Below are 24,705 nucleotides of genomic sequence, written 5' to 3' on the forward strand. Positions count from 1 at the left end.
TCGTTTGAAAAAATGCGACTGAAACAACGGTTTTTCCTCCGTTTGTTTCCTGCTAAGCCTTTTCCTTCGTTCACAGTCCTTTTTTTGCCCTCTCGTCTGTGCTACAATAAAGGGAACATATGTACAGAAAGGAAAGCACATGTACGAATATATCATAGGAAAAGTAACGGATATCTTTCCGGCGTATATCGTCGTTGAGACCCATGGCATCGGCTATCAGATCGCTTTTGGCAATCCGTATTCATTTAGCGGCAAGTTGAACCAAGAAGTAAAAATCTATCTGCACCAAGTGATTCGTGAAGATGCTCATAGTCTCTACGGCTTTGCCACGATCGAAGGCAAGCAGTTGTTTTTAAAATTGATCAGTGTCTCAGGTATTGGACCAAAGAGTGCGTTAGCAATCATGGCCAATGAAGACCATACAGGGTTGATCACGGCAGTCGAAAATGGGGACGTCAATTATTTGACTAAGTTCCCAGGTGTCGGTAAAAAGACGGCGCAGCAAATGATCCTAGACTTGAAAGGCAAAGTGGCTGAACTGGTTGGAGAAGAAGCGATCGTTCCTCTAAGCGTAGCAACGACTGCTTTAGATGAAGCGATGGAAGCCTTGAAAGCATTGGGTTATAGCGAAAAAGAAGTCAAGAAAGCCGAGAAACAATTAGCGGCGAATACGACAAAATCGACGGATGAGTACTTGCGGGAAGCTCTCCGATTGATGATGAAAAAGTAAGGAGCAAGTAGACGATGGATGAACGAATTGTTTCGCCAGAAAGTACTGAACAAGAAGAGATCATCGAAAAATCCTTGCGTCCGCAAACCCTTGCCCAATATATCGGACAAGACAAAGTCAAGCAGGAGCTTTCGATTTATATCCAAGCGGCGAAAAATCGAGAAGAAGCGTTGGATCATGTCCTCTTATATGGTCCGCCAGGCTTAGGGAAAACGACGATGGCAATGGTGATCGCCAACGAGATGCAGGTCCAAATCAAGACGACCAGCGGTCCTGCAATCGAAAAACCAGGGGATTTGATTGCGATCTTGAATGAGCTGCAGCCAGGGGATGTTCTGTTTATCGATGAGATCCATCGCTTGCCTCGTGTCGCCGAAGAAATGCTTTATTCGGCAATGGAAGATTTTTATGTGGATATCATGGTGGGGCAAGGGACAACGGCTCACCCAGTTCATTTTCCGCTCCCGCCATTTACCTTAGTCGGCGCAACGACACGGGCGGGGATGCTCTCGGCGCCACTACGGGATCGCTTCGGAATCATTTCTCATATGCAATATTATGAAGACCATGATTTAAAAGAGATCGTGCAGCGGACTGCGTCGATCTTTGAAACGGATATCGTGGAAGAAGGGGCGATCGAAATCGCCCGCCGATCTCGAGGCACTCCACGGATCGCTAACCGTTTGCTTAAACGAGTTCGCGATTATGCGCAAGTGCAAGCAGATGGATTGATCGATCGAACCGTTGCTGACCAGGCATTGGCGCTTTTGGCAGTCGATCATGCTGGCTTGGATTATATCGATCAGAAATTGATCCGCACGATGATCGAATTGTATCAAGGCGGCCCGGTGGGATTAAGTACGATCGCTGTCAATATCGGAGAAGAAACCGAAACAGTGGAAGATATGTACGAACCGTTTTTGATCCAAAAAGGATTTTTGAAACGCACCTCGCGTGGGCGGATCGCAACACCGTTAGCCTATGACCATTTTGGCTATCCCCAAAGAAGTGAATAGAAGGAAGCAGCAATCAGCGATGATTGCTGTTTTTTTGTGCTTTTGGTGAAACGTTTCTTTTTATTTTTTAATGATTCCTGAGGATCAATAGATGTTGAAAAAATACATCATTTGTGAAATTCGATTAAAAGGAAGTGTTTGGAGAAATTATTTCTTATAAAAATGTTGATATAATAGCTTTTATGTTTGTGAGGAACTCAACGAAATTTGTGAAAAAAGAAAACCTGAAAAAAATAATTGGAAAGGCTTGCATTTTCGAATGGCAGCGGATATAATCTTTTTGTAGAAACGTTTCACCGAAGTGTGGAGATATACGTAGTGTTGCGAGGATAGAAAGAAGGAGATTTTGTGTATGAGTAAACTGCAAAAGTTTTATAGTCAACGGCAGCTTCACTGGATGGTTTTTCCCGGCGTGGCATTTATGATCGTATTTAATTATATTCCGATCTACGGAATTATAATCGCTTTCAAAAACTATACGGTGATTGACACGATTTCATCAGCACCATGGGTTGGGTTAGAGAATTTCCGTATCATTATGAATGACAGTTTTTTCTGGGAAGCAGTTAGAAATACGTTAGCCATCAGCTTATTGAAATTAGGATTAGGTTTTGCGATCCCGATTGTGTTAGCCATTATGATTTTTGAAATGCAAGATGGTCGCTTGAAGAAATTTATTCAAACGGTTTCATACATTCCCCATTTTTTCTCATGGATCGTGCTAGGTGGGATGATGATCTCTTGGCTGTCAACGAACGGCTTTATCAACCAAGTGTTGATGTCCGTAGGATTGATGGACAAAGGGGTCAATCATCTATTGGATCCAAGCAAATATTGGTGGATCGCGGTCCTTTCTGATCTATGGAAAGAAGTCGGCTGGGGAACGATTCTTTACTTGGCAGGTATGTCGCGGATCGATCCAACGTTTTATGAAGCCGCACGAATCGATGGTGCCAGCAAGCTAAGACAGATTCGTTCGATCACATTGCCATTACTGACACCGATCATCTCCTTAAACTTGATTCTGAATGTGAGCGGTATCTTAGGGTCAAACCTAGATCAAACATTAGTTTTGATGAATTCACAGAACCAAAACCGTTCAGAAGTTATCAACTCCTTTGTTTATAAAATGGGGTTGACGCAAGGTGATTTCTCTTATGCAACTGCTGTCGGCTTGGGGATCGCGGTCATTTCCGTCATCTTATTGGTGATCACGGATCGAGTGACCCGCAAGTTGAACAACGGCAATTCAGTTATCTTATAGGAGGAAAAAACATGATCAAAAGAAAAGCAAAAGAAAACACGTGGTTTTACTTCTTCAATACCGTGATCTTGATTTTATTCTCGTTAATGATCATTGTACCGATTTGGAATATCTTGGTTTCCTCCGTGTCTTCTAGTTCTGGATTAGCGGGCAACGGCCTCGTGTTATGGCCCAAAGGCTTTACCTGGGAAAACTATCGGAAAGTTTTTTCCGACGCAAGTATCCCCCGTGCCTTCTTGATCTCAGTGTTAAAAACGGTTCTTGGGGCTGCAACCCATACCTTGTTTTGTGCGATCGTGGCTTACGGATTGAGTAAATCACGCTTGGTTGGCCGCAACATTTATACAACGATGGGGGTCATCACCATGTACTTCAGTGGTGGGATGATTCCAACGTACTTGCTGATTCGCTCGCTAGGATTACTGGATTCTTTCTGGGTCTACATTATTCCAGCTTTGTTCAGCTATTATGATGTCGTGATTTTAATGAACTTTTTCCGTGAGATTCCGCCTTCACTCGAAGAATCGGCGAAGATCGACGGTGCAAGTGAATTCCAAATCTTTTATAAAATCTTCTTACCATTAACGAAACCGGCATTGGCAACCATCATCTTGTTCAACGGGGTTGGCCAATGGAACGATTTTATGACAACAAAACTGTATATCACAAAAGAGTATCTTTATCCGCTGCAAATGAAGATTTATGAAATCATCGTCCAATCCAACTTGAGTACGATGACTGAAAGCGGTAGTACCGACTTTATCGTCCAAGCAACGACCCGTGGGGTTCAGTTGGCTACGATCGTCATCACGACAGTGCCAATTTTAATTATATATCCATTGCTTCAAAAACACTTTATCGGCGGTATGATGGCCGGTGCAGTAAAAGAATAGAAAGAGGGATAGACATGAAAAAAGTAGTAGGCGGTTTATTGGCAGCATCAGCATTACTTAGCTTAGCAGCATGTGGCGGCAGCTCAGACAATGCCAGCAGTTCGGATTTTTCTATCAAAGATCGGTATGAGTTAGATGAAAAGACACCAGCATGGAAACTCGATACCAAAGAAGAACCAACCAAGATCACATGGTACATCAATTCAGACTGGACAGCTTTGCCATTTGGTGAAGATGTGACGACAGCCCAAATCAAAAAAGATTTGAACATTGATATTGAATTTATTTCAGGTGATGATTCGAAATTAAATGCTTTGATTTCAAGTGGTGATATGCCTGATATCGTGACGTTGATGGATAAAACCAGTCAAGCAGCCACAAAAGCTGATAGCTGGGCATACTCATTAAACGATTTAGCGGAACAATACGATCCGTATTTGATGAATGTCGTGACCGAAGATACCTTCAAATGGTTTGCTTTAGATGATGGCAAAACTTATGGCTATCCAAACTATTCCAACACAGCAGCGGACTACGAAAGCGGCAATATTCCCGTCAACGATAACTTTGTGATCCGTGAAGATGTCTATGAAGCATTGGGCAAACCAGATGTTTCGACTCCAGAAAACTATGTGAAAGTCATGAAAGAAATCAGCGAGAAATTCCCTGATTTGACACCAATGGGCTTCACAACGATCGGCGAAACAGCAGGACCATTCTTAGATAAATTGCAAGACTTCTTAGGTGTTCCGTTAGAAGATGAAGATGGTGCTTTCTACGATCGTAACTTAGATGAAGAATATATCTCATGGTTGAAAACCTTTAATCAAGTGTATCGTGACGGCAACATCAGTGATGACAGCTTTACCGATGACGGTCCAACCTATGATGAAAAAGTAAAACAAGGGGACTATGCAACGATCTTAGTCGCAGGAACGAGCGGACAAGGTGGGAACTTCACTGAATTCATGAAAAACTCTGACACGCGGTACATCGCAATCGACGGACCTGCCAGCACTTCTGGTCGTGAAGCAACCTTGAACCAAACAGGAATCTCTGGCTGGTTGATCAACTACATCACAAAAGATGCGGCGGATCCAGCAAAAGTAACCCAACTCTTCACGTACTTGATCGATGAACCAGGACAAATTTTGACAAAATTCGGTGTTGAAGGCGTGACGTATGAATACAACGATGAAGGCAAAATCGATTACTTGCCAGAAATCAAAGAAATGGAACAAACCGACAACGAAGGCTACAACAAAAAATATGGTATCAGCCGCTTCAACTACTTTAACAATGACCGTGTCAATGCACTGAAAGTCAAAACTGAAAATGCGTTGACTCAAATGCAAGAATGGGGCGAAGGCAAATTGTATCCACACTTTGTGATCGAAAATACGGATCCAGATGCCGGAACTGCAGAAGCACGTTCAAACACAGCCATCAAAACCAAAATCAACAGCACGATCATCTCATTGATTCGTTCAAAAGATGAAGGAACATTTGACAGCACACTAACCGACTTTGAAAGCTTCTTAGATTCAAACAACTGGGACGCAATCAAAGACATTAAAACTGAAAAAATGGCCGAAAACCGCGAACGACTAGAATAACCCCCATAGGAGAGGAAAGGAAGCCAAAAAAAAGACCTTTCCTCTCCTTTGCTTTGAAACACAGGTTTTGCGCGCACTTTGCGCAAAATCTGATGTTTCAAAGTACTAGGCGACCGCAGGGAGCGTAGTGACCATACAAAGAATCACTGCGATTGGCTCGCGTAGTGAGACAGAGCAGATGATGAAAAGTACTAGACGACTGCAGGGAGCGTAGTGTCCGTACAAAGAATCACTGCGACTGGCTCACGTAGTGAGACCTGCAACCCAGAAACCCGTACGTTGAGAAACGACCCAAAATCACAAGAAGGCAAGAAACAGGTTTACGCAGCACCCGCAGCACAAATCAGCAAGTTTTGATTGGAGGATCATAATGAATCGACTATTTTCTTATGAAGGATGGTACTATCGGGTCTTTGCTTTTCTAGCAGATATGATCATTGTTAGTTTTCTCTTTATGATTCCAGCAATGACGCTGATTCTCGCAGGGCCAGCATTGATCGCGCTGTATCGGACGATCGATCAATTGTACAAGGAACGAGATGTCCCGATTTGGCAACGATACAAGCAAGCATTCTTAAGCAACCTCAAACGTGGTCTCTTCTTAGAAGGTCTTGTTATTGCGTATGTCGCAGTCTTTGCCGGTTTGATCTATTCCTTGATGATGCTTACACCTTACTTTGGCGTTTTAGCCGTGATCCTCGTCAGCTTGGCTGCGCTGTATCTCGTCGTGTTCGTTCTCTTGTACAGTTTGTTTGCGCAATCATTGCAAGAAACAGCGAAAGAAACGGCATATGCGGTTCTTAGCAGTACGGCGAATGCGATCATTTTACTGGTGATCCCAATCATTGTTTTTGTATTGTGCAGCAAAGTAAACCTATTCTTATTTGTTTGTTTAGGCATTTCAGGATCAGCCTTTGTACAAGTGTTGTTTTTCAATAAAGTATTAGCGAAGGGAGAAGAGACAAATGACTGAATCGACCGCAACTGATCGATCCTGTTTTTGGGCTTCGGTCCAACAAGAACTTGACGCCCTTCCGCTAGCCTTTGAAAGAACCAAACAAACGCCTTTGCTAAAAGGGATCGATTGTTTTACGATTTCTTTTCAAAGTCTTGGTAATGAAACGATCTATGGGCATCTGCTGCTGCCAGAACAAGCGGCAGATTGTCCAATCGTGATTGATTTTTTAGGCTATATGAATCATGTGCAAGAACCGTTCCAATTCGCTCATTGGTTACTGATCGGCTGCGGATGTCTTGTCATCGACAATCGCGGACAAGGGGGACGCACGCAAGATCAGGTTCCCTATGAAACCACGCAGCATGAAGCACCTTTTGGACGCGGCATCTTGAAAAAAGAAGATTTTTATATGAAGCGATTGGTCGCAGATAGTTTGCGCACACTAGAAGTCCTTCAACAGATACCGGAAATCGATCCGCAGCGGATTATTTTAAGAGGCGGCTCGCAAGGAGGCGGCATCGCCTTATTGGTCAACGCATTAACGAACGTCCCGATTTTTGCGACGTTTGCCGATGTGCCAAGCCACTCCAATCTTGTCCATCGGATCGAACAAAAAACAGGAAGTTACCATGTGATTCAAGAGTATATCGAACAATTTCCAGAAATGCGGGAAACGATCTATCAAGTCATGAGTTATTTTGATTTGAAGTATTTTGCTCATCAGATAACTGGTCCTGTTTATACATCGGTCGGCAGTGCTGATCCGATCTGTCCCATGGAAGATTTCTTCGTTTCCTATAAAAAGATTCCTGGACCGAAAGAATTGCGTATTTACTTAAATAAAGGGCATGGCGGCGGCGAAGCGAAACAAATCCGTCGTGAAATGCAGCAAATCAAAAAATTACTCAAAGGAAATGAATGAAGATGAAAGTAGCAACCTACAATCTACGAGTCGATACCGACTATGACCAAGAATGGCAATGGCACTATCGATCGGAGGCGGTCTGTTCCTTGATCGATTACTACGACTGGGATGTTCTGGCGATCCAAGAAGCCCGACCTAGTCAATTTGCAGATTTAGCAAAGCTAGCGCAGTATGCTTCCGTCACGGCTGAACGAGATGGTGATGGCTTAGGCGAAGGCATCGGACTGTATTATCAAAAAGAGACTTTCGAGTTATTAGCTTCAGGTTCGTTTTGGTTGTCATTGACACCGACTGAACCCAGTATTCATCCAGAAGCTGCCTATTCACGCTTATGTGTTTGGGCAGTCTTACAGGAAAAAAAGAATCCGCCGTTTCTTGTCATCACGACCCATTTAGATAATATTTCAGAAATGGCTCGTTTTGAAGGGATGAAAGTGATCTTTGAGCAGCTGGCAGATCAGATCGAACGCTACCCTGTATTACTAATGGGCGACTTGAATGCGGAGCCAACGGAGCGGGTGCATCGGTACTTAGAGCAGCATTTTCAAAATGCCAAAGAACACGGACAAAAGCCTCATCACGGACCCAAAGGCTCCTATCAAAATTTTATTTATACGTTACCATGGCAAGAACTAGAAGAAATTGATTATATCTATACGAAAGGCTTCACGGTGGTCAAAACCGCCTGTCTAACGGATTCTTGTGATCGTCGTTTTCCTTCCGATCATTTCCCTTTAGAAGCAGAAGTCCAATTTGAAGAAAGCAAAGGATGAATAAAAATGGAACAGCAGAAATTAACCGAACTACTTTCAGAAATGACCTTAGATGAAAAAATCGATCAGTTGCTGCAACTGGCAGCGGCTTTTTATTCAGATAAAGCAGAAGAGAAAACCGGCCCAATGGGCGACTTAGGACTGACACAAGAGAACATCAACAATGCGGGAACAACGCTAGGTGTTTCTGGTGCAAAAGAAGCGATCCGCGTCCAAAAAGAGTATATCGAAAATAACCGCTTGAATATCCCGACGATATTGATGGCGGACATCATTCACGGCTTTCGGACGATTTTTCCGATTCCATTAGGATTAGGTAGTTCATGGGATTTGGCAGCAGCGGAGAAGATGGCGGAAGTATCTGCCAAAGAAGCGGCTGTTTCTGGCTTGCATGTGACCTTTTCACCGATGGTGGACTTAGTAAGAGACCCACGTTGGGGCCGTGTCATGGAATCGACGGGGGAAGATCCTTACTTGAACAGTCGCTTCGCTGAAGCCTTTGTCAAAGGCTATCAAGGGGATGATCTGCGAACGGATTTCAACCGCGTAGCTGCGTGTGTCAAACATTTTGCGGCTTACGGTGCGGCTATCGGCGGTCGCGATTACAACACGGTCAATATGTCAGAACGCCAACTGCGAGAAAGTTATTTACCGGGCTATAAAGCGGCCCTTGATGCCGGTGCCAAACTGGTGATGACCTCCTTCAATACGGTGGACGGTATTCCAGCAACAGCCAATCGCTGGCTTTTCCGCGATGTTTTGCGAGAAGAATTCGGGTTTGAAGGCGTTGTGATCTCTGACTGGGCAGCAATCAAAGAAGTGATCGCTCATGGCGCAGCGGAGGATGAAAAACATGCCGCTGAACTAGCCATCAAAGCTGGGGTCGATATCGAGATGATGACGACTTGCTACACTGATAACTTGAAAGAGCTGATCGCAGAAGGCACCGTTGAGGAAGCCTTAGTCGATGAAGCCGTGCTAAGAATCTTGACCTTGAAAAATGAACTAGGTCTATTTGAAAATCCATACCGCGGTGCTGATGAAGCCGCTGAAGCAGCCACTGTTCTGTCTCAAGAACACCGAGAGATCGCCAGCGATATCGCAAAGAAATCAATGGTATTGTTGAAAAATGAAGGTGTCCTGCCGTTGCAGAAAACCGAAAAAGTGGCGATCGTGGGCCCGGGTGCTCACTCCCGTGATCTATTAGGTGCTTGGTCTTGGCAAGGGAAACAAGAAGAAGTGGTGACATTAGTGGCGGGTGCTCAAGCCTTGGGTGCGGATCTGTTGATCGGTCAAGAGCCCTTTGATTATTTTGCACCGTCTGAAGCAGCGATCCAAGAAGCGATCGAATTAGTGAAAGAAGCGGATAAAGTTGTCTTAGCGCTAGGAGAGCAAGAATGGATGAGCGGTGAAGCTGCCAGTCGCAGCGACATTCGCTTGCCGCAAGCCCAATTGTCCTTGGTTGAAACCTTGAAAGAATACAACGAGCAATTGATCGTAACCCTTTATAACGGTCGTCCTCTTGACTTGCAAGGGGTTGATGCAGCCAAAGCGATCGTCGAGGCTTGGTTCCCTGGAACCGAAGGCGGAAACGCACTTGCTCAGATCTTGTGGGGAGAATACAATCCAAGCGGCCGCTTGAGTATGTCATTCCCGGAAACCGTTGGACAAGTCCCTGTGTATTACAACGTTGACAATACCGGTCGTCCATATGAAAGTGCACCGGATGAAAAATATGTCTCAAAATATTTGGATGTCTCCAATTATGCCAAATATCCATTTGGCTTCGGCTTGAGCTATAGCCCAGTTGCGTATTCTACGGTGACGTTGGATCAGCCGACCATGACCAAAGATCAAACAGTCACGGCATCCATCACGGTTACGAACCAAGGGACAGCAGCGGTCTGGGAAACGGTCCAATGCTACATTCGCGATTTAGTCGGTGAAGTGGTTCGCCCAGTGAAAGAACTGAAAGGCTTTAAGAAAATTTGGCTAGAAGCTGGCGAATCAGCAACCGTTCAATTTGAGATCACGGAAGAACTGCTGCGCTATGTCCATAGCAACCAACAAGCAAGCAGTGATCCTGGGAAATTCCACATCATGATTGGTGGGAACAGCCGAGACACCCAACAAACAACCCTGCAATTAGTTAGGTAAGATAGGAAGGTTTCTATGACGAAAAAAATAGTGATGAATAATGCAAATACGACCGTGACGTTTTTACCAAACGGTGATTTATATGAGATCCAAAGTCACGATGTGATGATCAATCAGTTGAATGGGAATGCGCTAGATGGCAGTTTGAATCAAATTTATCTACGACTGCGTGAAGCGGGGGAATGGCACTTCATTCCCTTGATCGGCTCAAATGCTGACAGTGCCTTTGCTTACTCAGACAAACAGCTGACTTGGACTGGAACGTACCAGTCTATCAGTTACCAAGTAGATTTTCAATTGGCACAAGATTGCTGGTTCTGGCGAGTTCAATTGAGTGGTTCTGGGGAAGCGGAATTGGTTTACGGACAAGATCTTGGTAACGCAGCCAAAGGTGCTGTTCAATCCAATGAAGCCTATGTTTCGCAATATATCGACCATCATGTTAGCCATGATAAGGATCGAATCGTGCTATCTTCTCGCCAAAATCAACCACAAAATGGTCAATTTCCATTGGTGGAACAGGGCAGCTTCCAAGCCTTAAAAGGCTTCTCGACGGATGGCTATCAATTTTTCGGTCGCAGCTACAAAGAAACGAATCAACCAGCTGCACTCAGCCAAGAGACATTAGCCAATGAAGTGTATCAATACGAATTTGCCTATACGGCACTGCAAACGCAATGGTTGACAATAAGTGAGACACCTACGGAAATCGTTTTTTACGCAGCGGTCAAAGCCAATCAAGCGACGGCAGTCAATGAACCGCAGTTTGCACTTGAAACGTTGAAAGAAACGTATCAAGCCTTGTCCTTTGACTCGTTGCAGGCAACGGCGCAGGCTCGAAAAAACTTCGGTCGACCGCTCACAGGGCTGACATTTACCACAGAAGAAATCAACGAGCGATTTCCTCAGCAAGAAGCAGTGGAAATCGTTGACCAACAGCTTTATTCCTTTTTTACCCCTGATTATCACCATGTCGTGTTGAAGGAAAAGGAAGGGCAGATGGAACGCTCCCATGGGCATATTTTGATGAGCGGACAAGAGTTGATCGTCGATCAACCCATTTTGAGCACGACTGTTTACATGACGGGGATGTTTAACTCCCAAATCGTATTAGGCAATACGAACATGAACAAATTGTTGAGTAATAGCCGCAACTCATTGAATCTTTTCAAACGTTCCGGTCAGCGGATCTATCTGAAAGACGGCGATCAATGGCGGATTTTAACGATGCCATCTGCCTTTGAAATGGGCTTAAATTCGGCGACGTGGTACTACAAAACAGCGGATGATGTCATTCAAGTAACGACCTTCACGAAAGCAAATGGACGCACGATTGCAACCACCATCACTAGTGAACAAGGTCGTGCTTACACCTGGGCCATCACTAATCAATTTGTGATGGGGATCGATGAAGCGGTACCGACTGTTACCATTACGCAAGACCAGCAATTGCTCACCATCAAAGGAACAGCGGATTCACCGATTGCGGAAACTTATCCAGAATTGACGTATTATCTCCATGCAGCACAACCTTTTGAACTAACCGATGAAACGATTTTCAATGTGGCAGCCGACGATAGCACGACCGTATTGACCTTTGCAGAACAGGCGACGGTTTCCTTCGTGATCCAAGGCACACTGACTGGTGAACCCTTTGTTTCCGAAACGTTAGATCGCCAGCAAGAAGACACTGCCTATACGGCCTTTGTCGATGATTTGTTGAATCAGTTTGAATTGAAACATTCGCAGGCAGATGTCGCATCCTTCAATCACTTGGCACGTTGGTACACCCACAATATGCTTGTTCATTACTTGTCTCCTCATGGCCTTGAACAGTACGGTGGTGCTGCTTGGGGGACTCGAGACGTTTCCCAAGGACCGACTGAGTATTTCTTAGCCCTCAATCGTCCTGAGATGGTGGCGTCCATCATCGAGCATTTGTTTGAAAATCAATTTGCAGATGACGGCAACTGGCCACAATGGTTTATGTTTGATCGCTATGAGAAACAAAAAGCCGATGAGAGCCACGGAGATGTGATCGTTTGGCCAATGAAAGTCGTTAGTGACTATCTCGAAAAAACCAAAGATTTTGCGATTTTGGAAAAAGAACTGCCTTATACGGATCGCACAACCTTCTTGAAAACCAGAACCAATGCTTCTTTGTTTGATCATTTGAAAAAAGAAGTGGCGTATATCGAAGCGAACTTTTTGGAAGGAACGTACCTGTCTTGTTATGGTGATGGCGATTGGGATGACACCTTGCAGCCAAATAACAGTAAGTTGAAGAAACAAATGGCCAGCAGCTGGACCGTTGCCTTGACCTATGAAGTATTGAAAAAATTAGCCAACCAGTTGCAGTCAGTTGACCCAGAGTATGCCAAACATTTAACGGAACTGTCTGCGGGAATCAAACATGACTTTGAAAAATACATGTTAGCTGATGGGACTTTGCCAGGATTTGTCTATATGGAAGATAGCGAGCACGTGGAACTGATGGTCCATCCGACTGACAAGAAAACCGGTATCCAATACCGCTTGCTGCCGATGCAGCAAAGCATGATCGGCGAGCTGTTATCTCCCGAACAAGCCGATCATCATGTGGCGATCATCAAGGAGCATTTGCAATTTCCAGATGGGGTGCGCTTGATGAATCGTCCAGCGACTTATGCGGGTGGTGTCAGCACCAACTTCAAGCGGGCAGAACAAGCAGCCAATTTTGGACGAGAAATCGGTTTACAGTACGTTCACGCCCACATCCGCTTTACAGAGGCCATGGCGAAATTAGGTCGAGAAGAAGAGACTTGGCAAGCACTTGGGGTCATTAATCCGATCCAAATCGCTCAACGGGTCGAAAATGCGGAAATCCGTCAAGCAAATGCGTATTTCAGTAGTTCTGATGGCGATTTCAAAACAAGGGTTGAAGCCCAAGAAAATTTTGGTAAACTTAAGGAGGCAACAGTCGGCGTCAAAGGCGGCTGGCGCATCTATTCTAGTGGACCGGGGATCTATATGAATCAGTTGATCAGCAATGTGTTAGGCATTCGGACCTTTGTTGATCACGTTGAACTTGATCCCGTCTTGCCAGCGGAATTAGCAGGATTGACACTGACGTATCGACTCTATGATCGGCCGGTCGAAATCGTCTATCATTCGTCAAGTACGCCGAAAATATTGATCAACGGCGAAGAAATGTCCACTGAGTTTGCGGAAAATCGCTACCGCCAAGGTGCGTTTGTCCTGAAGAAAGCAGCGCTTTGCGCCAAATTAAGCGAGAACCAAACCAATACGATCGATATTTATCGTTAAGAAAGGAGAAGCCATGGTAGGAATCAAAGATATTGCCCAAAAAGCGGGTGTCTCCATATCCACCGTTTCGTATGCATTGAATGGCAGTCCAAAAGTGACCGAGGAAACCCGTGCGCGGATTCAAGCGATCGCAAACGAATTGAACTATGTTCCGAACATGGCTGCTCGCACACTGAAACGCAGACAAACCAACATCATCGGTGTTTATCTCGCCGATTATGCCGGAAGTTTTTATGGGGAATTGCTAGATGGCATCAAGAAAGGGTTGGAACTTTTCGGCTATGAAATGATCGTCTGCAGCGGCAAGAAATCACACTTGTTTATTCCTGAGCGGATGGTGGACGGTGCCATCATTTTGGATTGGACGTTTCCAGCAAAGGAAATCGAGCAATACGCCCAACGAGGACATCAAATCGTCGTGTTAGACCGTGTCTTGTCTCATGAAAATATCCATCAAGTCTTGTTAGACAATAAAGGAGGGGCGGCGCTGGCGATCGATCGCTTGATCGCTGGACAAAGCCAAAAAGTCTTCCTCTTAGCAGGGCCAGAAAAAGGCTACGACAGTCGGGAGCGCTTGGAAGCCAGTACGAAAGAATTGACGCGCTTTGGTATTCCTTATGAAGTCATTCCTGGTGACTTCACGGAACCTTCTGGTTATCGAGCGGCAAAACAGCTCTTAGCAAATGATCCCCAGTTTCCCATTGATATCTTTGCCTTCAATGATGAAATGGCGATCGGTGTCTACAAATATGTCCGCGAGACCGACTATCGCATCGGAAAAGAGATCCGCATCATCGGGTTTGATAACACGGAATTAGGCGCTTTTGTGCAGCCGCGCTTAGCGACGATCTCCTATTCGAAACATCGATGGGGCATGGTGGCAGCTGAGAAAATCGTACAATCGATCCAAGGGGAACCAGTGGCGGACGAGCATATTTATACCACTTTTGTGGATGGTGGATCATTTATTTAATTGATCAATTAAAGGAAAAATAGTTGAAAAAGCCTCGAACAAGGTACGCTGTTTGAGGCTTTTTTTGCGTTATTTCAAACGATAACACTCCTTTTTTTATCTAAATCAGTGATTTATAAAAAAAATAATATTTTTTATTTTGTTATTTTATGTGTGCTGGAATTTTTAAATAACGTTTTTTATTCATTTTTTGATTATAACATTATCATTAACTACGGAGAGAAGACGGGAAGCGTTCTTTTAACTTACTATTTTTGGCTTATATAAAAGACCTTTGGAACATTAGTTTTTGTCAAATATTTTAACTTTCTATTTTATTTTTCTCATCTTAATTTAATTTATAGTGTTGATTTATCCCTCGTTTTTTGTATGATTTATGAAAGAGAAAAGCATTTTTTTGAAAAGAGTCGATGATTCATCTTGATAATTTGAGCTTTTTTTAATTGATGAGTAGTTAATAGCTGTAAGATGTGGAAGTTACAAAAATTGGAATTATGAAAAAACAATTATAATCATAATTTTGAATGGAAGAAAAAAAGAATTATAATTCTCTTTCGTCAACTCGCTAAACTAAGAGTTGTAACACAGGGCGTGCACTGCGCGATACGTTTATTTTTTTAAGATAGGAGGGATAAAGTGAAACGGTTTTTAACAACTTTACTTGTTTTTCTACTAACATCAGGTCCGTGTTTTTCATATGCAATGGTAGTGGCACAAGCCGAAAGTGTTACAAAAACAAGTGAAGAACAAAGTATGTCTTCTTCTGACCCTGTCGTTTCATCGATCGACAGTCTGGAAGAGACGAACGAAACTGACGTGCAAGCATCTAGCGAACTTGCTTCGACAGATTCGTCTACAGGAGCCACTGACACAGCTTCAGCTGAAACAGAAGCTTCATCGGAAGCTGCAGAAGAAGTACAGGTGACCTTTCTGACAGACAAGGAGCATGTATTTGCTACCGGGGAAACCCGCACTCAGATCAGCAAAAACAAAGGGGAAGCACTAAAAGAAAGTGATTTACCAGTTTTTGAAGATGATACTGCTTTTGAAGGTTGGTCGTTAGATGGCACGGTCTATACAAGTCAAGCGCTGACCGAATTGATTCTCACGGAGAATCAAACCTTGACTGCTGTTTTTAAACCGACTGTTAAGGCAAGAGCGGCGGACATCTCGTTGGCAGAACAATCGATCAAAGAGATCATTGCAGAAGCCGATAAAACGAAAGTGATCGCTGTACCAAGTCCAGCTGGAGATGATTCAGCATATGCAGAATACACCAATAGTGCTGAAGGGATTCGTCAAGCGTTGTTCGATATGTATCAAAACGGCAATGGCCAAGAATTTGCTTTGTATGTTGGCTCTGGCTCAGCTTTACCGTCTTTGCCAACAAATCTGACTTCAAAAACGATTCCAGATACAGTGGATAATACAAATATGACTTTTTATGCACTACAAGGAAAAATCAGCCGCTTGATCATCACAGGGCATAGTGATGATCCCATCACAGATGCAACAACGTTGACTTCGGGTAGTCGAACCGTTCCTTTTGGTACGGACATCTACTTCGGTTCTGATGTAGTGATTCGAAACCTCAACTATACGGGGACGAGAATGTACATGAATGGGCATAGTCTTTCCTTGAACGGTGGTTCCACCGGCAATGGCCTTTCTATTTATGGAGGAAGCAACAATGGCGACCTTACTGGAAATCCGACGATCACTGTAAATGCGACAGGCTCTGGAACTTGGAACATCTATGGTGGGAATCAAAGCGGTGGTACATTGACTGGGAATACAGCGGTTGTCGTAAATAATACGGTGGGCGGCATCAGTACGATTGCAGGAGGTGCCAATATCGGTACGATTGATGGGAATACCAGTGTCACGATCAATCGACTAAATGGCACACTGACCAATTATTATGGGGGCGGTGTCGGAACCACTACTTCAAATACAGCCAATGTTACCGGTAATGTCGCAACAGTCTTTCAAACAACGAACACCAATTTCCGTTTAGGAACCTATTATGGCGGTGTTCAATACGGGAACATTGGTGGAACAGTCCACAATACTCTCACAGGAGTGGGTGGTTGGACCGGTACAGGATTGAATTATTATGGTGGTTCCAGAGAAGGAAATATTGGACAGACACGAGAGCAAACAGCGATTACGAACCAAGTAGACACTAGCGCCTATTCTACAGGAGCAGCCTATTTTATTGGTGCCAATCGAACCAATGGAACGATTACTGGGAGTATTGAAAATACGATTAAAGCAGGTGACTACAATCAAGGGTCGTTCAATCGTGTCGATGGCGGAGCAGGAATGGACGTAAGTGTTACCAGTCTGCAAACTGGATCTGATAGTGTGTATGACGCGATGACACCAACTGATCGCCGGGCTTACGCTGAAACCACTGCTCGCTTTAAAGTATACGGTGATATTACGACGAAAATCCTAGAAGGCTGTGTCAGCTATGGAGGAGACAACTTATCGTATACGCGGGCAGCTGGGTATGGTGGCTTTATTGACGGCAGCACAACTGTCGAAGTCGGCGTATTAAATGATTCTCGCACGGTCGGCGGACCTGGATTCGTCTACAGTTATGGGGGACGATCTTATAAAGATGGTATCGCCTATTCAAATAGCTTGAATTCACGAGCAAATGGTGTCGGAACGTTTGATATCGTAGGCGGAGGCGGTACCAATGGTGTGCAAGCAACCAACCTTTATATTTATGGGGATACAAAAACAGTCTTAAACAATGTAGTCGCTCGTTGGACCTATGGTGGTGGTTTTTCAGGAATCATCGAGGGAAACACGGCAAACATCTTGAATGGCGGGATCGTTGATACTTTGGAAGGTGCAGGATATACCGGTAAACGTGTATTCGGTAATTCACATGCTGAAGTAAATTACGGTCAAGTCGACTGGTTTCTTAGTGGCGGCGGTTGGGGGGATGCCAAAATTACAGGGGACGTTTCAGTCACTGTTCATGATGGTATTATCAATGCCTCAATGGGTGCATCATATGGATATTTTTCGGGACACACGATCAATGGAAATTCTGATAATCGAATTTACGGCGGAGATTTTTCTGGAACACCTCGGACAGGTCCAAGTGCTTTTTCTGGGGGAATCACGAATGCAGGTTCGCTGCTAGGGGATGCCCAATTAACAATCGACCTAAGGGATTATGAAGGGGAATTTAAGCTTCCTTCAGGAACGAATATCTCAGGTGGAAATCCGTTTAACAGTACCAACATCGTTGGGACTGATAGTACCAATACGATTACATTGAACATATACACAAAGCCGGGGTCAGATGCACTGAATGGTGCAACGATCTATGGCGATGGTGGTTCAACGGCCGCCAACACAAGAAGCGGTAAAATCAATATTAATATACAAGCTGAAGGATCAAGTATCGGTAACTTGTATACAACAAATTATTCAAACATTTCTTCAAATCGAATTTTAAGAGATGTCGAAATGCGGGTTCAAGGAGCCAAAAGTATCAATGGGATTTCAGGCGGAAATGCGTCAGACAACTTTACGAACACGATCGTAGCCAACAGCAGCAATCAAGTGAAGATGAGCTTTGGTGAAAATGTCGATGGGACAGCTTCTTATCAAACTGATCCAATCGCTGTGACGGGTCTGGGAATCGTCAACTTTACCGAATTGAATGTGACAAACGGCATCAAGCTAATGGCCAATGGGGGAGACATCAAAAATGGCCGTTCAGCCACTGCTGTCAATCACGCAACGACCTATCATCAGTTCGGTGACATCCATCTTTCCAAGGATGCCGGTATCGGTATTTCTTCTGCAACGAATTTGATTTCAGGCGCGAAGTTAACGGTGGAAGACAAAGGGACGATTGAGTCACCGCCGGGAACGGGGCGAATCAATCTTTCAGATTTCGCAACACCAGATACGGACAAAGATCATTTAACGTGGCTGAAAACGACGACCAATGATGCAGGTTCTCGAGTCAACAGTCAAGGGACGTGGTTTGGAGCGGTTAGTGCCTATCAAGTACTGACTATAAATCCAACTGCTGCTAATGCTGCAGCGATCACGCCAATCAACTTCAGCGGGATCGAAAAAGCGACTGGGAAAACCTTCATCGGGGACAACGATGTGACCAATGCAGCCAACGGGTACGGTATTGCGATACCAGGTTCGATCATTAACTACGAAGTCGAAACACCGGGAGTCGCTAACGGGATTGGCGCCATTAGTCACAATGTAACGGCAGTCAAAGAGAACAATACGCCGCTGACCTTGCAAGCATGGGGAACTGAGCAGGCGGGGACACAGGTGCAAAAAGGGCGTTTATTGATTCCCTACACGGTAACGGAATTGCCAACATTGACGTTTACACCAGAAACCCAAACGTCCGGTTCATGGGTCTATGCGGGGCAAATCAAATCCAGCAAGCTGGATAGCACGGATCAGCAGTTGACGGAACAACCAGATTCAGAGCCAGTTGACTGGACGAGTCCTGATGGGGAGTATAGTTACGATATTAGTGTCCGCTACTCAAATAAGGCGGAAGTCCAAGCCCGCAATGTGATCCTTACAGAGCAAGAGGCACAATCGCTGACCAAAGAACAAGCCGTGACTTATCTCGAAGCCAGCGGGCGTCCTTTCTTTAAGGATACGCTGACAGATGAGGTCTTAGCTGCGATTCAAGAACCGTTAGAAACAGCGGTCTACCGCAAACAAGCGATCACTTTTTCAGTAGGGGAAAACGATCAGAATCAGGAAGAAACTACCGTGAATCTGGTGGTGGTCAAAAATGAAAGTGTCATTTCTGCTGATCGGCAATTTGCCGTCTATGCAAAAGATGTCCGTTTGAACTTACCAGAAGCAACGGCGCTGACAGATGAAGCCGCTTTGGCAGACTATACCCAAGCAACCACGATTTTTGCAGATAATCGGGCAAATATACCACCGACTGTCGATCCGCAAGCTTTTGCCGCGATCCAGCAAGCAACGGAAGATGAGCTGTTGAAAAATGTATCAACGGCTTACCATTATGAAGCAGGCAGTCAACGGGCAGAAAAAGTCGTCAATGTCGCAGTTGCCGGCGAGCTTATTTTAAGCAGTGTGCCAACAGACTTTGATTTTGGGCAGCAGAAAGTTGCCACAGAAACACAAGATTATTGGCCAACGATCACAGGTGAGCTAGCGGTGAAAGATACGAGAGGGTCCGAACGGAGTCCATGGCGCTTGACGGTCAAAGAGCAACAGCCATTAACGGATGGGACAGATCAATTAACCGATGTCTTCCGCTTTGTGACAAACGGTCAAGAACAGATGATAACCAGTGGGGAAATGATCATCGAGGAAACGGAATTGACAGAAAATGGCACATACGTCGTGAATCAGCACTGGGGCGAAAGTCAGAATGAAGGAATCAAGCTTACCGTTCCAGTCGAACAGCAAAAAGTTGGGGACTATCAAGGAACCCTGAGCTGGCAGCTGGTTTCGGCACCTGGCAACCCATAAAGGCAGGAAAACAAATGAAAAAAATCATGATCGGTATTATTGCTGGCTGTCTATTAATATTTCCTCAGCTCGTTTCAGCAGCCGAAGCAGGTGCTTATGACAGCAATGGCATTACTTCCTTTTTCGGCGTCTATGAAGAACCAGTTGAGGAGCCAGAAGAGCCCGTAAAAGAACAGCCAGGGAATAAACAAGTTAATCAAAAAGGCAACAATATTCTGCCGGCAACAGGATCAGATCACTTCAATAGCTATCAAAGCAGTGGTCTTGTCGTTTTGTTGGCAGCAGGAATCATTTTAATCAAAAGGAGAACAAAAAATGAAAAAACTTTTCTTGACGGCAGGCATTCTATTGATGAGCACTGCTCTGTTACCAACAACCGTTAATGCCGCTGAATACACTTCAAATGGAGCAATCACTTTTGAAGCGGACCCGAATCCAACCAATCCAGTTGATCCGACCGATCCAGAAAAACCAGTGGATCCCGTCGATCCAACCGATCCAGATGGACCAAATCCTGGAACAGCTGGACCATTATCGATTGATTTTGCTTCAAGTTTTCAATTTGGCAACCAACTGATTACTTCTGAAACAAAAGATTATTACGCACAGCTGCAAGAGTTCACAGCTGGCGCTGCTGGACCAAACTATGTGCAAGTAACAGATAAACGAGGAACGCAAGAAGGTTGGTCATTGAGTGTTGTGCAAAACGGACAATTCAAAACGGCTGATGACGAAGAGCTAGTCGGCGCTTCATTATCGATCGCCTCAGGTGCAGCAACTTCAGTCACCGATATGCAGTATGCACCAACAGTTACTGCAAGTCATACCTTTGTACCCGATAGTGAAATCACCTTGGTCAATGCACCTGTCGGAAAAGGAATGGGAACTTGGATTTACAAGTTTGGGAACGATGCAACGGAAGGGTCAACGGCAGTAAAATTAAACGTACCAGGCAGTTCCGTAAAATTAGCCAAAGAGTATCGGACGACATTGACTTGGAATTTAAAGAATGTCCCTGAAAGCAATTAAAATCACTGATTTTCAGTAAAAAAGATAAAGGAGTGTCAAATAGAAATGAAAAAAACAGCATGGGTCTTTTTAAGTCTTGCCGTATTGGCAGCAGCGAGTGCAGCAACCGAGGTTTCAGCAGCCGAAGCGGCTTCTTACACCTCAAATGGGGCGGTTGATTTTATTCCAAATACCGATCCGACGAACCCAGTCAATCCAGAAAACCCAGATCCAGAAAACCCGGTCAATCCTGTTGATCCAACCGATCCCGATGGACCAAATCCTGGAACAAATGGCCCGTTATCGATCGATTATGCCTCTAGCTTAGATTTTGGTGTCAATAAAATCTCCAATAAAAACGAAGTTTATTATGCACGAGCACAAGGGTACTTGAATGACGATGGCACAGCTTCTACATTAAAAACTGCCAATTATGTCCAAGTAACTGATAATCGCGGTAGTAATGCCGGTTGGCGGTTGTCTGTGAAGCAAAATGGACAATTTAAAAATGAATCGACGTTGAATCAAGAATTGACTGGTTCTGTCATCACCCTAACAAGCCCTGCCGTTAAATCAAATGCGATTGGCGTCACTGCTCCAGTGGCAGAAGCAACGATCACGTTGGATGCAGCCGGTGCTGAATCAGTGGTGATGACCGCAGCAAATCAAACAGGTGCTGGGACATGGGTCAATGCTTGGGGAAGCGTTGAGTCGATCACTGAAATAGACAAAGATGATCAAGAAGTACAAGCCGATATTACCAAAGCAGTCGCACTTTCTGTACCAGGCAGCACCCCAAAAGATGCCGTTAGCTACACGACTACATTGACTTGGGTATTATCAGATACACCAGGAACGGAAGGATAAGGAGTATAGACATGAAAAAAACACTAGCATTTCTCTCAGTATTAGGCTTAAGCCTAGCAGCACCAGTGCTGGCACAAGCAGCGGACAGTGCAGAATACAACTCAAATGGACAAATCACCTTTGAACCAAATACGGATCCAACTAATCCAATCAGCCCAACGGATCCAGATCCAGAAAATCCAATCAAACCAGTGGATCCAACGGACCCAGATGGACCAAATCCGGGAACGAACGGACCGCTATCGATTGATTTTGCTTCAAGCCTTTACTTTGGCACACAAAAAATCACCTCAAAAACAGAGATCTACCATGCGGAAACTCAAAAATATGTGGATTCAGTTGGTGATAATCAAGAAGGACCGAATTTTGTCCAAGTGACAGACAATCGGGGAACAGAGAGCGGTTGGACATTGAATGTTCGCCAAAATGGTCAGTTCAAAACAGCGGAAGATCAAGAATTGACTGCTGCGCAAATTCGTTTGACGAAGGGAACTGTGGTAACTCCTTCATTGTCACCAAAACCATCAAATGTGAGCGCAACGATCACATTGAATCCAAATGGTGCCCAATCCTTAGTGATGAGTGCCCAAGATGGCGAAGGGGCAGGGACCTATTTAATGAGCTGGGGCGATAGTTTAGCTGCAGCCATGGATAGCATTGAGTTGGAAGTTCCAGGCTCAACGACGAAATATGCCAGCCAATACAACACCACATTTACTTGGTTACTAACAGACACACCAACCAACCCATAAGTACCAGCTTTCTCCTTGAACCTCGAAAGGGTTCAAGGAGAATACATAGAAAGAAGGGACATCCATCATGAAAAAAATCAAACAGCTTTTGGCGCTCCTATTCGCAAGTATTTTCTTTTTTGTACCAACCATAGGAACCGCTTCTGAATTTAACTTTGCCGTCAATCCAGTGATTCCAGAGAATCAAATCGATAAAGAAAAGACTTATTTTGACTTGAAAATGGAGCCAGGAGCGGTTCAAACTGTAGAAGTCCAATTGCGCAATGACACCGATCAAGAGGTCGTCATCGCGCCAGTGATCGCTTCTGCTACTACGAATCTAAACGGGGTCGTGGAATATGGCGAAAACGACATCGAAGCGGACGAAACCTTGCCTTATGATATGGCTGATTTGATTGAAGTGGAGGAAGAGATCACGATCCCGAAACAATCCCAAATCACCTTACCCTTAAAGATCAGTATGCCCTCAGAATCGTTTGAAGGGGTTATTGCCGGTGGTTTGACCTTGAAAGAAACGACAGCGGAAACCGATACTGCTGACAGTGAAGAAGACCAAGGGTTAGCCATCAAGAATGAGTATGCCTATGTCGTTGCGATTTTACTCCGTCAAAATACAACAGAAGTCACGCCGGATCTAAAACTGCTGGATGTTGGACCGGGACAAGTCAACGCTCGCAATACCATCAATGTTACGTTGCAAAATCCTGAATCAGCTTACTTAAATTCCTTACGGTTGATCAATGAAGTGAAGAAGAAAGGCGATAGTGACGTCTTGTATGCTTCAGATACCTCACGAATGCAAATGGCACCTAATTCAAACTTCTCGTACCCAATTTCCTTGGAAGGACAACGTTTAGAAGCAGGGACCTATGTGTTGACTTCCGTGGCCTATGGTGGGAAAAGCGATGAAGGACAATACAAAGTGGAGAATGAAGAAGGCGAGGAAGAAAGCTATCTCTATAAATGGAGCTTCGAAAAAGAATTCACAGTGACTGGCGATGTTGCTCGTGATCTTAATAAGAAAGATGTGACGATCGAAACAGATTACACGTGGCTTTACTTCTTGATCGGCGGTCTCTTGCTGCTGCTCGCCTTACTGCTGCTTTTATGGTACCGACGAAAGAAAAAAAATGAAACGGATGAAGCGTGAGCACCTTGAGAAATACTTGATCGATGGCTTGATCATCGCAGGTATCCTCTTGTTGGCACTTCCTTTTTTAAAAGAAAGCATCGTCAGTTGGCAATTACGCACAAGCGAATTGACGATAGCGACCCAGCTGCCGACAACGATTCCAGAAGAAGAAACGATTCAAATGCCGGCTCTAGGGGATGTATTGGCTCCGCAGTCGGCAACGATCACCGGGTACGGCTTTGTTGCAATTGAAGCGATCGAGTTCCAGCAGCCGCTATTGGTGGGGATAACCAATCAGCAGCTGCTGAAAGGCGGTGTCGTGATGTTTCCGGAACGTTTGTTAAAAAATAACAATTTTGTCGTTTTAGGGCATCATCTCGGTAGACAAAGTTTGTTATTTGGTCAATTGCTAGAAGCACAGGTGGGGATGGAAGTGTCCGTAACCTACCTCGAGGAACGCCAGCAGTATATTATTATCGATAAAAAAGTCGTAGATGAATCCGACTTGTCGGTTCTAACAGATGACCAGACACCAAAGTTGACATTGATTACTTGTCCCACACCTACTCGAACAGAAGAACGCTACGTGCTGACAGCGATTCCTGTTGAGCAAGCAACTGCCGGGCAGTCGCAAAACACAGCGACCATGGGCAGTACGTCACAAGGCGCAAGAGTGTTGGCTCAAAAACAAGAAATGTTATGGAAACAACAATCTGAAAAAAATTGGTTTCTTTTATTTGTTATTTTATTTATAATTAGTGGATGTCTGCTTGGCGTTCACAAACTGTTGAAACGTTCAGCGCCGTAGAAAGAGC

General features: G+C 44.6%; 19 protein-coding genes. All 19 read left to right on the plus strand.

The features are described from left to right. Positions 1-139: 139 nt before the first annotated feature. The 19 genes from ruvA to IGK63_RS01810 all read left to right on the plus strand — a co-directional run bounded on the left by ruvA (position 140) and on the right by IGK63_RS01810 (position 24,698). On the plus strand, positions 140-730 hold the full coding sequence (gene ruvA, locus IGK63_RS01720) for a Holliday junction branch migration protein RuvA (RefSeq protein WP_005232405.1): 591 nt from the start codon (positions 140-142) through the stop codon (positions 728-730). Positions 731-744: 14 nt separating this feature from the next. Then, entirely contained in the window at positions 745-1,746 is a 1,002-nt protein-coding gene (ruvB, locus tag IGK63_RS01725; RefSeq protein WP_005227171.1) for a Holliday junction branch migration DNA helicase RuvB, read from the plus strand. Between the two features lie 352 nt (positions 1,747-2,098). Continuing rightward, on the plus strand, positions 2,099-3,010 hold the full coding sequence (locus IGK63_RS01730) for an ABC transporter permease (protein ID WP_005232388.1): 912 nt from the start codon (positions 2,099-2,101) through the stop codon (positions 3,008-3,010). Between the two features lie 11 nt (positions 3,011-3,021). Then, positions 3,022-3,903 carry a carbohydrate ABC transporter permease gene (locus IGK63_RS01735; RefSeq protein WP_005227173.1) on the plus strand — a complete coding sequence of 294 codons (882 nt, stop codon included), beginning with the start codon at positions 3,022-3,024 and terminating at the stop codon, positions 3,901-3,903. Between the two features lie 14 nt (positions 3,904-3,917). Continuing rightward, positions 3,918-5,519: a sugar ABC transporter substrate-binding protein gene (locus IGK63_RS01740; protein ID WP_008376282.1), complete on the plus strand. Its 1,602-nt coding sequence runs from the start codon at positions 3,918-3,920 to the stop codon at positions 5,517-5,519. A gap of 213 nt (positions 5,520-5,732) precedes the next feature. Beyond that, positions 5,733-5,876, plus strand: a complete 144-nt coding sequence (locus IGK63_RS01745) for a hypothetical protein (RefSeq protein ID WP_016611460.1) — start codon at positions 5,733-5,735, stop codon at positions 5,874-5,876. Positions 5,877-5,889: 13 nt separating this feature from the next. Continuing rightward, positions 5,890-6,492, plus strand: coding sequence for a DUF624 domain-containing protein (locus IGK63_RS01750; protein WP_016611459.1), 603 nt, complete (start codon positions 5,890-5,892; stop codon positions 6,490-6,492). After that, a complete protein-coding gene (locus tag IGK63_RS01755; protein WP_008376278.1) occupies positions 6,485-7,399 on the plus strand; it encodes an acetylxylan esterase in 915 nt (304 codons plus the stop codon). Before IGK63_RS01750 ends, IGK63_RS01755 begins: the two co-directional genes overlap by 8 nt. Beyond that, complete coding sequence (locus tag IGK63_RS01760; RefSeq protein ID WP_016611458.1) at positions 7,396-8,175, plus strand: endonuclease/exonuclease/phosphatase family protein; 780 nt, start codon at positions 7,396-7,398, stop codon at positions 8,173-8,175. Before IGK63_RS01755 ends, IGK63_RS01760 begins: the two co-directional genes overlap by 4 nt. 6 nt (positions 8,176-8,181) lie before the next feature. Further along, positions 8,182-10,332, plus strand: coding sequence for a glycoside hydrolase family 3 N-terminal domain-containing protein (locus tag IGK63_RS01765; RefSeq protein ID WP_016611457.1), 2,151 nt, complete (start codon positions 8,182-8,184; stop codon positions 10,330-10,332). Between the two features lie 15 nt (positions 10,333-10,347). Further along, the gene (locus IGK63_RS01770) at positions 10,348-13,638 is read left to right on the plus strand and encodes a GH36-type glycosyl hydrolase domain-containing protein (protein ID WP_016611456.1); all 3,291 of its coding nucleotides are present in this window, start codon (positions 10,348-10,350) and stop codon (positions 13,636-13,638) included. A 13-nt stretch (positions 13,639-13,651) separates the two neighbouring features. Then, a complete protein-coding gene (locus IGK63_RS01775) occupies positions 13,652-14,611 on the plus strand; it encodes a LacI family DNA-binding transcriptional regulator (protein ID WP_005227180.1) in 960 nt (319 codons plus the stop codon). A 636-nt stretch (positions 14,612-15,247) separates the two neighbouring features. Continuing rightward, positions 15,248-20,131 (plus strand): hypothetical protein, encoded by a 4,884-nt coding sequence (locus tag IGK63_RS01780; RefSeq protein WP_429972422.1) that lies wholly within the window; start codon positions 15,248-15,250, stop codon positions 20,129-20,131. Between the two features lie 14 nt (positions 20,132-20,145). After that, positions 20,146-20,514, plus strand: a complete 369-nt coding sequence (locus IGK63_RS01785; RefSeq protein WP_008376260.1) for an LPXTG cell wall anchor domain-containing protein — start codon at positions 20,146-20,148, stop codon at positions 20,512-20,514. Next, a complete protein-coding gene (locus IGK63_RS01790; protein WP_016609549.1) occupies positions 20,447-21,160 on the plus strand; it encodes a WxL domain-containing protein in 714 nt (237 codons plus the stop codon). The genes IGK63_RS01785 and IGK63_RS01790 overlap by 68 nt, the downstream gene beginning before the upstream one ends. Before the next feature lie 45 nt (positions 21,161-21,205). Further along, positions 21,206-22,006 (plus strand): WxL domain-containing protein, encoded by an 801-nt coding sequence (locus tag IGK63_RS01795; RefSeq protein ID WP_008376256.1) that lies wholly within the window; start codon positions 21,206-21,208, stop codon positions 22,004-22,006. An 11-nt stretch (positions 22,007-22,017) separates the two neighbouring features. Then, positions 22,018-22,758: a WxL domain-containing protein gene (locus tag IGK63_RS01800; RefSeq protein WP_005232357.1), complete on the plus strand. Its 741-nt coding sequence runs from the start codon at positions 22,018-22,020 to the stop codon at positions 22,756-22,758. A 67-nt stretch (positions 22,759-22,825) separates the two neighbouring features. Then, complete coding sequence (locus tag IGK63_RS01805; RefSeq protein WP_016611453.1) at positions 22,826-23,908, plus strand: DUF916 and DUF3324 domain-containing protein; 1,083 nt, start codon at positions 22,826-22,828, stop codon at positions 23,906-23,908. Then, positions 23,898-24,698, plus strand: a complete 801-nt coding sequence (locus IGK63_RS01810; protein WP_016611452.1) for a class A sortase — start codon at positions 23,898-23,900, stop codon at positions 24,696-24,698. Before IGK63_RS01805 ends, IGK63_RS01810 begins: the two co-directional genes overlap by 11 nt. The last annotated feature ends 7 nt before the right edge of the window (positions 24,699-24,705 follow it).

The sequence above is a fragment of the Enterococcus sp. AZ040 genome, assembly GCF_050499185.1.
In the GTDB taxonomy this organism is placed as follows: domain Bacteria; phylum Bacillota; class Bacilli; order Lactobacillales; family Enterococcaceae; genus Enterococcus_D; species Enterococcus_D entomosocium.

Excerpts from the sequence above, each read along its gene's own strand:
- ruvA (WP_005232405.1), top strand. The coding sequence starts at position 140 with ATGTACGAATATATCATAGGAAAAGTAACGGATATCTTTCCGGCGTAT.
- ruvB (WP_005227171.1), top strand. The coding sequence starts at position 745 with ATGGATGAACGAATTGTTTCGCCAGAAAGTACTGAACAAGAAGAGATC.
- IGK63_RS01730 (WP_005232388.1), top strand. The coding sequence starts at position 2,099 with ATGAGTAAACTGCAAAAGTTTTATAGTCAACGGCAGCTTCACTGGATG.
- IGK63_RS01735 (WP_005227173.1), top strand. The coding sequence starts at position 3,022 with ATGATCAAAAGAAAAGCAAAAGAAAACACGTGGTTTTACTTCTTCAAT.
- IGK63_RS01740 (WP_008376282.1), top strand. The coding sequence starts at position 3,918 with ATGAAAAAAGTAGTAGGCGGTTTATTGGCAGCATCAGCATTACTTAGC.
- IGK63_RS01750 (WP_016611459.1), top strand. The coding sequence starts at position 5,890 with ATGAATCGACTATTTTCTTATGAAGGATGGTACTATCGGGTCTTTGCT.
- IGK63_RS01755 (WP_008376278.1), top strand. The coding sequence starts at position 6,485 with ATGACTGAATCGACCGCAACTGATCGATCCTGTTTTTGGGCTTCGGTC.
- IGK63_RS01760 (WP_016611458.1), top strand. The coding sequence starts at position 7,396 with ATGAAGATGAAAGTAGCAACCTACAATCTACGAGTCGATACCGACTAT.
- IGK63_RS01765 (WP_016611457.1), top strand. The coding sequence starts at position 8,182 with ATGGAACAGCAGAAATTAACCGAACTACTTTCAGAAATGACCTTAGAT.
- IGK63_RS01770 (WP_016611456.1), top strand. The coding sequence starts at position 10,348 with ATGACGAAAAAAATAGTGATGAATAATGCAAATACGACCGTGACGTTT.
- IGK63_RS01775 (WP_005227180.1), top strand. The coding sequence starts at position 13,652 with ATGGTAGGAATCAAAGATATTGCCCAAAAAGCGGGTGTCTCCATATCC.
- IGK63_RS01785 (WP_008376260.1), top strand. The coding sequence starts at position 20,146 with ATGAAAAAAATCATGATCGGTATTATTGCTGGCTGTCTATTAATATTT.
- IGK63_RS01790 (WP_016609549.1), top strand. The coding sequence starts at position 20,447 with ATGAAAAAACTTTTCTTGACGGCAGGCATTCTATTGATGAGCACTGCT.
- IGK63_RS01795 (WP_008376256.1), top strand. The coding sequence starts at position 21,206 with ATGAAAAAAACAGCATGGGTCTTTTTAAGTCTTGCCGTATTGGCAGCA.
- IGK63_RS01800 (WP_005232357.1), top strand. The coding sequence starts at position 22,018 with ATGAAAAAAACACTAGCATTTCTCTCAGTATTAGGCTTAAGCCTAGCA.
- IGK63_RS01805 (WP_016611453.1), top strand. The coding sequence starts at position 22,826 with ATGAAAAAAATCAAACAGCTTTTGGCGCTCCTATTCGCAAGTATTTTC.
- IGK63_RS01810 (WP_016611452.1), top strand. The coding sequence starts at position 23,898 with ATGAAGCGTGAGCACCTTGAGAAATACTTGATCGATGGCTTGATCATC.